This window comes from Mycoplasma anserisalpingitidis, from assembly GCF_007858495.1.
GTDB lineage: Bacteria > Bacillota_I > Bacilli_A > Mycoplasmatales > Metamycoplasmataceae > Mycoplasmopsis > Mycoplasmopsis anserisalpingitidis_A.
The window spans coordinates 24,759-37,723 of sequence record NZ_CP041663.1 but is presented as its reverse complement, the minus strand read 5'-3'; the positions used below and the strand labels follow the sequence as shown (position 1 = coordinate 37,723).

Here is a 12,965-nt window from a genome sequence, read left to right as displayed (position 1 = left end):
CTTATTTATAATTATCATAAACAGATTTAAGTTTGTTAATTCAATGGTTTAGTCCACCTTTGGAGATAAATATGTTATATTCATTTTCTAATATTTCAGAAATATTTTGCAATGAGAGTTCAGGGTGTTCTAATTTTATATTAAAGAAAACTAATTGATTTTGATTAAAATAACCTTCTAAATTATTTTCAAAAATGAAATTAATCATTTTAATATGATTTATTGAAGATTTAGCTACTTTAGTCAAATTTGAGAAATCGATATTATTAACTCTATTAATTGTATTTTCTAAATCACGTTCAATTTTTACATCTTGAAGAGAAAAATATGCTTTTTTCGCATCAATAGCAAGTAAAAACTCACAAATTTTGTCAATTTTTTTGATATATGCAGTAAATTTATTGTTTCTATTTAAAATATGAAAATCAAAATCATATGAATTTAGTTTTTCAATTAAAACGTTCATATTTTTTTCGTAATAACAACTAAATTCTAAATGATAAGAAGTGCTGTTTTTATTAAAACAACTTCCACTAGAAAAGAAAACGCCAGCAAAATAACTCGAAGGATAATTGATTGACTCATTTTTAAAATATTTTTTATTAATTGATAATTTAGTATTTTGAACAGTAAATTCTATTTTAATAATCTTTAGTAAATTTATTATTTTTTCTAAATATATTTTATTTCTAATTATACAAACGTACTCATCATCAATGATTTTTGCACCTGAGAATATAAATCCTTTGATAAAAGATTTGATATTTTTAGGCAATTTTTGATTGTCAATTATTTCAAGTTTAATCTCTTGTGCAAAGCTGAATTCTTTTTTCATAACACATTAAATTTTATTAGATTTTGCAAAAATAAATTTTATAATTAAATTACATATTTGAAAAGAGGAACGATGTTTTTGAAATATCCTGATGGAACTTTGGAAGTAATTACTGGCCCTATGTTTGCTGGTAAAACAGAAGAATTATTAAAACGAATAAATATTCTAAGTATTGCTAAAATTAATACATTAATTATAAAACCTAGATTTGATACAAGGTTTTCTTTTGACAATATTGTAAGTAGAAATGGTAAATTTGTAAAAGCTATAAATATTGAAAAACCTAGTGAAATTTTGGAGCACTTTGACAAATCATTCAAATCTGTAGCAATTGACGAAGTTCACTTTTTTGATGATGAAATCATAGACGTTATAAATAAACTTACAAATAATGGTGTAAGAGTTATTGTTAGTGGTCTAGATATGGATTACATGATGAGACCATTTGGTGTTGTTCCTAAATTATTAGCTATCGCCGATGAGGTTTCAAAATTAAAATCTGTTTGTGTTGTTTGTCACTCTGCTGCTGCATTTTCTTTTAGAAAAGATAATTCAACAGAAATTAGATTACTAGGCGATAATGAATATGAAGCTCGTTGCAGACATTGCCATGTTTTAGGTACAAAAATAAAAAAAGGAAGATTATAAAACCATAGTTTGAAACTATGGTCTATTTTTTAAATTTTCTTAATAAGTTTGTAAATCATCCATTCTTAACTCCTAAAAATGTAGAAACAGAAATGAATAATAAGCTTACAAATCCTGCAACAATACCAACTATAATTTTTACTTTATTACTCTCAATATTTTCAGAAATTGAAGGCATTTCAGAATCGATATTTCCGTCGTTTTTATTTGTTTCATCAGAATCAACCGGTGTTTCTGGAGTATTGTTTTCTTCTGAATCTTCAGATGTTGAAGGTCGCTCCAATGAACTTTCACTGTCAGAATCCTTAGAAGGTGTTTCAATATCATCATTAGGTTCTTCTATTTTATCGTTTTGATCTTCATTATCAGGATTTATTGGTGTTTCCGGAGTAGATAAATCATTATTTTCTGATTCATTATTGTTTTCGGGATTTTCGGCATCCCCATCATTATCAGCGTTTATATTTCCATTAGAATTTTCAGAATTCTCTGGAATTTCAGGAATAACTGGATCGAAAGTTTCTTCATTTTCAGGCACTTCAACGTCAACATTATTATCACCATTTACATTCTCGTTCAAACTTTCTTCTTTATCTGGTTTAACAGGAATAACTGGGTAGCTTGGTTCACTAACCGCAGGTTCATTTACTGTAATACGCAAATTCAAATAAATATTATTTTTTTGTCCTTTAATTATATAAACTTGTTCACTTAGCTCAAAACCTTCCGGAATAAACTGTTTATAATCAAAATTTTCAAAATCATTCGAATTGATTTCAATAACATCACCAATTATATGTTCAATTACTTGATTATTTCCTTCGTTTATTTCTTTGAAAACAAAATAAATATAGGTTAATTTTTCGATTGGTTTAGCAGGTTTTAACGGAATTATAGGAATAATATTTGGAACATGAATTCTAGAATTTCTTAAATTATTTATATACATTACCAAGTTATCAGCGTTAAAATTAGTTTTAAGATATTCTATAGAATTTGTTAAGACAATTTCGTATTTCTCTTTTTCTTTTTGATTTAATTTATCATAATCTTGAGTGTTTTTAAAATCTTTATCATATTCAATTTCGTAAATTAATTCATCAAATTTTTCCTTTACTTCTAATAATTCATTATAGATTTTATCTAATTCTTCAACATTATACTCTGCATTAATTTTATTAACAAAATTATCCTTAAAAGTATCAGTCATATATTTTGTGTTGAATTCACTTAATGTTTGATTAATACTACTTATTATGTTAACCTTATTGTAAATTTCATTTCATTTACTATTAGCAGATGTTAAATTATCTATATCTTTAGAGTTTAATTCTGTTTTGAATTTTTCAATCACATCAATGAATAATGTAATGTTATTTTTTGTTAAATATTCATTTTTTTCTCTCTTAAATAAAATTAATTTAACATTTCCATTTAATTTCAAATGACTTTTGTTATATTTCTGGATTATGTCGTTAAAATATTCATCATCAAAATTATTTTGGTTACTTAAAATTGAATCAATTTCTGTGATTATTAAATTGTATTCATTTTTATTTTCATCATCAGCATCAATATAATTGTAATCAGACAATACTTTTAAGCTATTATCTTTAATTTCTCTCAATTTATTAAGGTTATTTATGAATTTTTCGACTTTGCTTCTATAATAACTGAGTTCATTAATATCTTGGTATTCTTTTGCAACTTTAATAATATCATTACGAGTTGAATTATTTAAAATGGTTTCATTATTAACAATATTTAAAACTTGATTTAATAATTCATTGAAACGAAAATCACCATTAAGATTATTAATTGAATTATTCAACATTTTAAGTTGGTTATTGATTAAGTTAATATCAATTTCATTTACTAATAAGGATGAATTTTCTAGACTAGATTCAAACTCTTTTTTAAGAGATGAATCAGCATTTTTATAATTCCAGCTTGTTTTGATGTTATTCGTACTATTAACTTTATTTCTTAATTCTGTTATAACTTCATTAAGCGGTGTTAAAACAATATTATAGAAATCATCATACTCTAAATCATCAATTATTTGATCTTTTAAGTTAATTAATTTAACACTCAATTCAGAATTTTCATTGTAAATTGGAACGTCGTTTAATTTTTGAACTTTAATTTTAGAATTATTAATTTTATTTTCAAATAAAACTAAATCATTTATATATGAAATATTATTTAAATTTGCTGAATATACATCTTTTTGTTTTTTACTAATATTTGAAATGTTTAAAATATTTCTTGTCGTTTCCAATTTTTTATCAAAATAGTCATATTTTACAAATTCACCCTCAGAATTCTTATACTGGTTGATTATTTCAGTTAATTCTTCATTTGTACCAATTTCAGAAAGATTATTAATTGATTTTACTACTAATTTAATTGATTTTTGATAATCATTTTTAATTTTTTGATCAACATTATATGGTTCTATGATTATTTCTTCAAATTGTTTTAAGCCCAAAACTTTTAATCATCTTTGTGGTAATGATTTGAGTTCAATTATTAAATCTTCCATTTTTTTGGCTTTTTCAAGTAATGCTTGATTTAATTTAGTTTCAGAAACACTTAATAAAAGTTCATTCTTAATTAATTCACTAGCTTTAAAACCAGTTAAATTATAGTTATTTAACAACCCTAATTTTTGTGCATTTAAAGTATTACATTCACTAATTAATGAATTAATTTCTTCAACAGTTCTTGTTTTTTCAAGTTTAACTAAATAATTTCCTTTGATATATTTAATAATACCATTATTTAACCTTAAATCAGACATAACTTTTCTTTTAAAGTCTTCGAATTCAAGATTTTTTTGGTAAATCGAATCTATAGTTTCGTTTAAAATAATAATTTTATTAGATATATAATCAGGATTAATAGCATTTTCCTCTAAATAACTTTCATTAAATAATTCACTCAAGCCAGAATAATCTATTTTCAATTTATTAATTAATTCTTGATCAACATTATTAAATCAACTTTGTTCAATCAACTCATCATATTTAACAAATACATTATCGATTTTTTCTTTTACAAGCACTAAATTACCAATTTTTGTTCCTAAAACGCCTACATCTAAGGTTAAGCTGTTTGCATATTTATTAAAAAGTTTTTGAATTCACTTTACTTGATTATTAAAAAGTTTAGGAATTTTATCTTTTTCATATACTAAAATGACATTTCTAAAATGATCTAATTCAGATTTAATTTTATTATTTAATATAAAGCCATTCGACTCTAAATTTGAAACATTTTTATCACTTAAGGATGTATTAAAGTGGTTAATTATTTCACTTTGTTTGTTTTTAAGTGAAGTAAAAATATTTGAATAATCTAGTCAATCGAAAGGGTTATTAGTTTTAAAAAATTCTTCTATATTTATTCAATTACTATTAATTTTCTTGAATATGCTAAAAAACTCTTTATTGAATTCAAATTCATTATTTAACTTTTCTAAAGTAATATTTGACTTAGTAAAGTCAAAAGAATTTTGAACTATCGTATTTATATTTTTTAATATAATTTCAGTATTTTGTTTGATTTGTTCTATTATTTGATCATTAAATGTTTTATTAATTAAACTTAAACTTCCATTAAATATTTCAACTTTATTCAATAAACTCGAAACTGAACTCATATCATTTAATAATTTATTTGACTCAGCTCCAATAGTGCTTACTAAATTAATATTTTCAAGATTAGCTATTTTTCTAGTATACAAATCTTCCAATTTAGATAGATAAAGTTGTTGAACAAGTTCTCTAATTTTATTTTTGATACTTGAATCTTCGATATTATTAAGAGCATCGATAATTTTACTTTTAGTTGTCTCGATTGTCGAAATATAGGGTGGATATGGTTGAACTATTTTCTCAGAAATTATTACATTATACTTGCGTTCAGGATAATAAATATTTCCTTGTATCAATTTATACGATTCAATCTTAATTTTTTGACCATAAACCAATTTTTCAAAATTAGGTAAAGTGATTGTTTTAGAGTTAGTTGATACACTATACTTCTTTAGTTTTAATACACCATCAATATATAAATCAACATAAGTATTTTGACTAAAATCGGAGCTAAAATTTATTTTATTAGTATAATCATAAGCATAATTTATATTAAAAGTTGTGTTGTTATTTCCTAAAACACCTCTTGAAATTTCTTCATCACTAATGTAATAATTAGATTTCACAACTCTATGAACTAGTGAATCTCCTGGGTAGTCAAAAATTAATACTCCTAGTTTATTAAAATCTTTTGCTTCGGTATTTAAATAGTTTAAAACTTTTTTATTCATTGGACTTGAAGTATCTCAAATTCTTTTACCCGCAGCACGACTTACAAAATTCATATAAATATTATTGCCACTTTTTTGCTTTTCAGCACTTTGAATAAATTCCTTTATAAATTCGAATTTTATATCTTCTTCAAAATCATAAAAATCCTGAGCAGACATTTTGTTAAATGGACTATTTCACAATGTTCCAAATCTAATATCCTGTGAAATATTATGATGCATATGATTATAAACAAAGATTTTCCCCCTTAATTCATCTAATGTTGGATTAAGATCTAATCTTTTTTCAGTATTTTTAAACATATAAGGAAGATATTTTTCATTAGACAAAATAGATTCAAAACGTTCTCTCATTTTTCTAACAAAATCTAGATTAGGACTGCTTGGTGTACTTATATCTTCATCCTTAACTCTAAAGATGATAGTTTCTTTAGGATGTTGCTTTAAAAAATCCACCATAGCATTTAGAAAAGTAGACAAACTTTGACCATTTGCAAATGCACTTCCATGCTTTATTCACATCTCATCATTAACTCTAATATCAAAAAATCTAATTCCTTGTTTTAGTTGTTGAGATCAATTTAGCGATTGAGTTTTAGCTCAAGCTCTACCAAAGAAATATGCAGGACCAGTACCATCAAACATACCAGAATCGTGAGTTCCTGGTATACTTAAATCTCCGAGTTTTTTTCAACCTGGAACAGAAGACATCCAATCATTTAAATTTAATTTTGTTGAATTATAATAATATGAATGAGTGTCATTTGCATCGGTGTAAGACACATTTTGTTCAACAATAACCGAAGAAGCGATTAACGGAGTTAGTAAGGAAATTGGTATTAGAGTTAGAATTGATTTTTTATGCTTCATATATCTCCTTTTTTCGGAATCGTAAAAAAATTATATGATTTTTTAAAATAGTTAAAAAGTAAAATATAATAATTTGTAAATGAATAAAATTGAAACAGAATTATGAAATGAATTTAACTCAATAATAGGTGTAGATGAAGTTGGAAGGGGCTGTATTGCTGGTCCGCTTGTTGTAGCGAGTGTAATATTTCCTAAAAATTATTCTAATAGTCAAATAAATGACTCTAAAAAAATAACTAAAAGCAAACGAGAAATACTTTTTCAACAAATAATTAATGATTGTTTATATTACAAAATAGTTTTTATCGATGTAGAAAAAGTTGAAGAATGAAATCCAAAACAAGCATCGATAATCGGTATGAGGGAAGCTATTAAACCTTTTTTAGATGAGGTAGATTTAATTTTAACCGATTTTGAAAAAGTTAATTTAGCTACCGATAAAACTAAAGAAATAAATTTAGTTAAAGGTGATAGCAAATCAATTACAATTGCAGCGGCAAGTATTTTAGCCAAAGTTTCTAGAGATAACTTCATGATTGAAAACTCAAAAAAATATCCGGAATTTAATTGAGAAAGTAATTATGGTTATGGCACAAAAAGCCACATGGATGCAATTAAAAAATATGGATACACCAAAATGCATAGAAAAACTTTCGAACCTATAAAATCTATGATAAAAGAAAATATCATAACAAAATACAATTCTTAAAATTAGGGTGGCTTTAAATAATATTGGTATAATAATAACTATGATTGAATTAAAAAATGTTACTTTTGGTTATAACAGCTCACTACCACCAGTTTTAAAAGATGTATCTTTTAAAATTGAAAGTGGTCAATATGTGGCTATTTTAGGACATAATGGTTCAGGTAAAAGTACTTTATCTAAAATTATGTCTGCTTTAATCAAGCCTAATAGTGGAAGTGTTTGAGTTGATGGAATTGAATATTCACGTGAAAATAAAAAGAAAATTCGTGAAAAAGTGGGTATTATTTTTCAAAATCCAGATAGCCAGTTTATTGGTTCTACTGTTGAAGATGATATCGCTTTTGGATTAGAAAATAATCAGATCCCAACTAGTGAAATGAGACCACTTGTAGAAAAATATGCCGAAAAAGTTGGTATGTTAAATTTTTTAGATAGAGAACCTGAATTTCTTAGTGGTGGTCAAAAACAAAGGGTTGCTATTGCTTCAGTTTTGGCGTTAAACCCTGAAATAATTATTTTTGACGAAGTAACATCAATGCTTGATCCAAAAGGTAAAACAATGGTTCTAGAAATTATTAAAGAACTTCAAGCAACAAGAAAAAAAACTTTAATTTCAATCACTCATGACATGGATGAAGCTATTTTAGCGGATTATTGTCTTGTTTTTAGTGAAGGACAATTAATTGCTCAAGGTTCACCTAAAGAAATATTAAATAACAATAAAATTATCGATTTAGCTAAAATCGATTCACCTTTTATTTTTAAATTGAGTCAAAAAATCAATGGAGTACAACCAACATACGATGAAAAGGAGTTAATTGAAGAATTATGCAAATTAAAATTAAAGAATTAACTCATATTTTCAACAAAAAAACTCCCTTGGTTTTTAAAGCTTTAGACAGTGTTTCTACAACAATTGAACAAGGTGAATACGTTGGAATTATAGGACAAACCGGTTCAGGTAAAACAACTTTTATAGAACATCTTAACGCTTTACTTCTTCCAGATGGAGGAACTGTTGATTGAATTTTTAATAATACAAAGTATGATAAAAAATTAAAAAAAGATGTATCATTTATCGATACTGTGACCGTTCATTCTAAAACTAAGTCTAGACAAGTTAAAAAATCAAAATCATTAAGAAAAAGAGTTGGAGTTGTATTTCAATTTGCTGAGTACCAATTATTTAAAGATAAAATTTCTGACGATATAGCCTTTGGTCCAATCTCTTTCGGAATGTCGAAACAAGAAGCATATAAGAAAGCAGAAGAATATCTTGAATTAGTAGGGTTGTCAAAAGAGTATATGGATAGATCGCCATTTGAACTTTCAGGGGGACAAAAAAGAAGGGTTGCAATTGCTGGAATTTTAGCAATGGAACCAGATTTTTTAGTCGTTGATGAACCAACCGCAGGTTTAGATCCGGTGGGAGTAAAGGAAATTTTAGATATTTTTACTAAATTACACCAAAAGGGAAAAACAATTGTAAATGTATCGCATGATATGGATAATATTTTAAATCACTCTAAAAGATGTATTTTATTTAAGTCTGGAAAAATTGTTCGTGATGGTGACACATATGACGTATTAAGAGATACTAAATTTCTTTTAGAAAACTTCATGCAACCACCTAAATTATTTCAATTTATAGATAAATTAGAGGAAGTGGGAATAAAAGTTCCTAAAGTTAGAAATCTTCAACAACTGGCTGATTATTTAAATGGAGGTAAATATGAATAGCCTCTTTGGTCGTTACATTCCAGGTAATTCCTTTATGCACAAAATTGACCCAAGAATAAAAATATTATTTTTAATACTTTATTTTATTTTGTTATTTATTTCAAGCTATTTGATCGACCTAGTAGTTTTAACAATTCCAGTTGTTTTAGTTTTTATGATCGCTAACAAAAGAATTTGATCAACGATCAAATTAGTAAAATTACCTTTTATAATTTCTATATTTATTTTTGTAATTAATATCTATTCAATCAGATATGCAAAATCAGGAAACTTTAATGAAATAACAAATGATTGAGAATTTAATGACATTATTACTAAATACCCTGACTTTAAAGTTTTAATTTGACCTGCAAAGGGTGTTGCTATAACTTACGAAACAATCACTCTTTCTATTTCGCTATTTATAAGAGTTTATATAATGATTTTACTAACTTCCCTTTTGACTAACACAACTAAACCGGTTTTATTAACAAAAGGTATCGAAGGATTATTATATCCACTAAAATTTATTGGCATTAAAGTTCATATTTTTGCAATGATTATTTCCATCGCTTTAAGATTTATCCCAACACTACTTGATGAAGCAAATAGAATTATGAAAGCCCAATCAAGCCGTGGTGTAGACTTTAAAAACGGTAAGTTGAAAGAAAAAGTTGTTTCAATGACTACATTAATTATCCCAATTTTCGTTTCGGCATTTAATAAAGCTGAAGAATTAAGTAATGCTATGGAAACTAGAGGGTATGATCCTTACGCAAAAAGAACAAATTATAGAATATTAAAAATTACTTGAATTGACTTCACCGTTTTAATGATCATTATCATTTTGCTTACATTTGTAATATTAAATAAGTTTGAAACTGCTTGAACGTTACCAGAATGATACACTTTATATACTAGAATAGGTTAAATCAACTATGTGTTGATTTTTCTTTTAATAAGAAAAAGAGCCATTACGCTCTAAATCTTAAAGTTTAATTTACATACATTTCTTAAGTTTTTTTCACCATATATTTGAACAAATTCTTTAACTTTCATCTTTACTTCTTCGCTAGCACCCAAAGGAAATGCAAAATTCCATTCATTTTCTTGCTCTTTCATATATTCAAGTAACTTATATCTTGCTATTATGGAGGAAGCAGCTACTGAAATATGAATACCTTCTGCTTTTGTAATTAATAAAACGTCAGAATCGACATCTTCTAGTTCAGCTCAATTATTATTAATCATAATCTCATTATGATATTTTAATATTGAATTTGTTGTCGAATATTTATCTATTATTATTAAATCTGGTTTAATGTTCAATTTAGCTAAAAGTAAATTAGTTGCTTTGATATGGGTGAAAAATTTCAATTCATTTACATTATATTTTTTAGTTAGTGAATTATAACCATTTTGCGAAAGTTTATAAACACTAAATTTAACTAGACTTAAAATTTGTGGAGCCAGCTTAATTATTTGAATATCACTTATTTTTTTTGAATCTTTTACACCTAGTTTCTTTAATTTATCAATATTTTCTTTCGGAACATAAGTGGCACAAGAAATTAGTGGCGTAAAATAGTCTCCAACTCCTGTTTCATCAATTCCTATAATATAATCTTTATCTAAATTTACATTATTAATTGAATCGTAATATTTCATTAGTCTTCTATCATTGGGTTGTTCATTTTTAATTTTCTGTCCATACTTCTTTTAATTTCTTTTTCTGGATTATCTAAAAACTTATTAATATATCAACCAACTCCACCTTCTTTGTTAGTTTTATCAATTCTGATAGTTGCATATTTTTTAACACTTTTTTCAGCATTATTCATAGCGACTGAAACATTAGCCACCTTAAACATAGGAACATCATTAAAACCATCTCCAATCGCAATTGTGTTTTTGATGTCAATATCATAATATCTAATTAGCATGCTCAAGGCTTTACCTTTATTTGAAGTTATATTGGTCATATCAAAAACGGGTGAAAGTCCATCTCCTTTTCATCAATATGAGAATTCAGCAAGATCACCATAACGTGTTTTTAAATAAGTTCTAAGTTCTTCGGGATTTGTTGATTTTTTAACGTCAAATATAATTCCAGTAGGCATTAAAGGAATTTTGTGTAAGTTTATTCCTTCTCTAAATTTAGTTGTCGAAGTAAACCCAAAAACTTTTTCTAATGTTTCATCACGTGTTTGGAGTTGTACTCAGTCCGGTCCTTCGAATGCGATGTTTGTAACTTCATTTTTAACTTTCTCATCTCCTAAAATATATAAAGCTTCGTTGAGATTTAGATATTTTACATAAGGTATAAATGAATCATCATGTGGATGGTGAATGTGAGCTCCATTATAGTTTCCAACTACTGTATCTAAACCTAATTCTTCATAAATAAATTTAGTACTTCTTCAAGGTCTTCCAGTTAAGATACATACAACGTGTCCTTCATCTCTTGCTCTTTTAATAGCAGCAAGTGTTTGATCGTGAATTTCACACGTCTCGCTTGATTGTAGAGTAGTTCCATCAAGGTCTATTGCAAATAAAAAACGATCTTTTTTAATATTTTCTTGGTTCATTTTTTCTCCTTTTTGTGTAAATGTTTAAAAATTATATATTATTTTTACATTTTTACAAATTGTGGAAAAACTGGAAATAAAAAAAATAGCTAGATGGCTATTTTGGTCAACTTAATGAAATGGTGCGAACGAATGGACTTGAACCATCGACCTCACGATTATCAGTCGTGTGCTCTAACCAGCTGAGCTACGCTCGCAAATGTATATCTATTATACCATAAAAATGGAAAATAGATATAAAATTATTTGAAAATTAACGTTTAGAGAATTGTCTTGCACGACGAGCTGCACGAAGACCTGGTTTTTTACGTTCTTTAGCACGTGCATCTCTTGTTAACATACCAGCAGCTTTTAATTTTCCACGGTAATCTTCGCTAGCTTCAAGTAACGCTCTAGCAACACCAAGACGAATAGCACCAGCTTGACCATTTAAACCACCACCAGCAACTTTAACACTAACATCAAATTGTCCAACTGTTTCTGTGAAAACAAATGGTTGATTAGCATCTTTTAAGTATAACTCAGATGTTAAATATTCTAAAGCTTCACGACCATTAATAACAAATTTACCTTTTCCTGGTCTTAAAATAACACGAGCTACTGAAGATTTTCTTCTTCCTAATCCACGATATTCTAATGATTTAGCCATAATTATTTAACCTCAATTCTAACTGGTTGTTGTGCTTCATGTTTGTGTTCTGGTCCTGCGTAAACAAATAGATTACGACGTTGTTTGTCACCTAATTTAGTGTGTGGAATCATTCCGTGAACTGCTTTTTCAACTAATGCTGTTGGTTTTTTAGCTCTTAATTTAGCTGCAGTAATTGATTTTAATCCACCCATATATCCTGAGTGTGAGTAGTAAACTTTATCATCTTCTTTTTTGGCTGTTAAAACAACTTTTTCAGCGTTTACAACAATAACATAATCACCCATATCAGCATTAGGTGTGAATGTTGGTTTGTTTTTTCCTCTTAAAATTGTAGCAACTTGAGCTGCTAAACGTCCAAGAACTTGACCTTCAGCATCAATTACAAATCACTTTTTATCAGCTTTTTCTTTATTAACTATTGTAGTTTGTCTCATAGCTTCTCCTTTTACGTTAATTTTAAATTCAATAAGTGTATTTTTTAAATGCTTTAGAATTATACCATAAAAATTTTTTTAAATAAAAAACATAGCAATGGTAAAAAACTGCACATAAATTATTAATTTACATGTAATAAATATTAATGTAAATGTTCTTTAATTCTACACTATTTTTAA

At 26.4% G+C, this 12,965-nt stretch carries 11 protein-coding genes and 1 tRNA gene; 5 read left to right on the top strand and 7 right to left on the bottom strand.

Translation table 4 applies throughout. The features are described 5' to 3' along the window. Position 1 precedes the first annotated feature (1 nt). Complete coding sequence (whiA, locus tag FOY43_RS00195) at positions 2-835, bottom strand: DNA-binding protein WhiA (RefSeq protein ID WP_146308432.1); 834 nt, start codon at positions 833-835, stop codon at positions 2-4. A gap of 72 nt (positions 836-907) precedes the next feature. On the opposite strand from whiA, the gene FOY43_RS00190 reads away from it, so the two are divergent. After that, positions 908-1,483, top strand: coding sequence for a thymidine kinase (locus tag FOY43_RS00190; protein ID WP_146308430.1), 576 nt, complete (start codon positions 908-910; stop codon positions 1,481-1,483). Positions 1,484-1,505: 22 nt separating this feature from the next. Here FOY43_RS00190 and FOY43_RS00185 read toward each other — a convergent pair whose 3' ends face one another. Next, complete coding sequence (locus FOY43_RS00185; protein WP_146308428.1) at positions 1,506-6,683, bottom strand: phosphatidylinositol-specific phospholipase C domain-containing protein; 5,178 nt, start codon at positions 6,681-6,683, stop codon at positions 1,506-1,508. Between the two features lie 79 nt (positions 6,684-6,762). On the opposite strand from FOY43_RS00185, the gene FOY43_RS00180 reads away from it, so the two are divergent. From FOY43_RS00180 to FOY43_RS00165, 4 genes are read left to right on the top strand one after another with little or no spacing between them, the layout of a single operon-like run. Next, entirely contained in the window at positions 6,763-7,392 is a 630-nt protein-coding gene (locus FOY43_RS00180; RefSeq protein ID WP_146308426.1) for a ribonuclease HII, read from the top strand. A gap of 40 nt (positions 7,393-7,432) precedes the next feature. Continuing rightward, positions 7,433-8,245 (top strand): energy-coupling factor transporter ATPase, encoded by an 813-nt coding sequence (locus FOY43_RS00175; RefSeq protein ID WP_146308424.1) that lies wholly within the window; start codon positions 7,433-7,435, stop codon positions 8,243-8,245. Next, the gene (locus tag FOY43_RS00170) at positions 8,221-9,132 is read left to right on the top strand and encodes an energy-coupling factor transporter ATPase (RefSeq protein ID WP_146308422.1); all 912 of its coding nucleotides are present in this window, start codon (positions 8,221-8,223) and stop codon (positions 9,130-9,132) included. The genes FOY43_RS00175 and FOY43_RS00170 overlap by 25 nt, the downstream gene beginning before the upstream one ends. Further along, positions 9,125-10,042, top strand: coding sequence for an energy-coupling factor transporter transmembrane component T family protein (locus FOY43_RS00165; protein WP_146308420.1), 918 nt, complete (start codon positions 9,125-9,127; stop codon positions 10,040-10,042). Before FOY43_RS00170 ends, FOY43_RS00165 begins: the two co-directional genes overlap by 8 nt. A 50-nt stretch (positions 10,043-10,092) precedes the next feature. Here FOY43_RS00165 and FOY43_RS00160 read toward each other — a convergent pair whose 3' ends face one another. The 5 genes from FOY43_RS00160 to rplM form a co-directional block, all read right to left on the bottom strand. Next, on the bottom strand, positions 10,093-10,779 hold the full coding sequence (locus tag FOY43_RS00160) for a ribonuclease HIII (RefSeq protein WP_146308418.1): 687 nt from the start codon (positions 10,777-10,779) through the stop codon (positions 10,093-10,095). Next, positions 10,779-11,699: a Cof-type HAD-IIB family hydrolase gene (locus tag FOY43_RS00155; protein ID WP_201273912.1), complete on the bottom strand. Its 921-nt coding sequence runs from the start codon at positions 11,697-11,699 to the stop codon at positions 10,779-10,781. Before FOY43_RS00155 ends, FOY43_RS00160 begins: the two co-directional genes overlap by 1 nt. Before the next feature lie 120 nt (positions 11,700-11,819). Beyond that, a tRNA-Ile gene (locus FOY43_RS00150) sits at positions 11,820-11,896 on the bottom strand. A 56-nt stretch (positions 11,897-11,952) separates the two neighbouring features. Further along, a complete protein-coding gene (rpsI, locus tag FOY43_RS00145; RefSeq protein ID WP_146308416.1) occupies positions 11,953-12,348 on the bottom strand; it encodes a 30S ribosomal protein S9 in 396 nt (131 codons plus the stop codon). Between the two features lie 2 nt (positions 12,349-12,350). After that, positions 12,351-12,785, bottom strand: a complete 435-nt coding sequence (rplM, locus tag FOY43_RS00140; RefSeq protein ID WP_146308414.1) for a 50S ribosomal protein L13 — start codon at positions 12,783-12,785, stop codon at positions 12,351-12,353. Between the last annotated feature and the right edge of the window lie 180 nt (positions 12,786-12,965).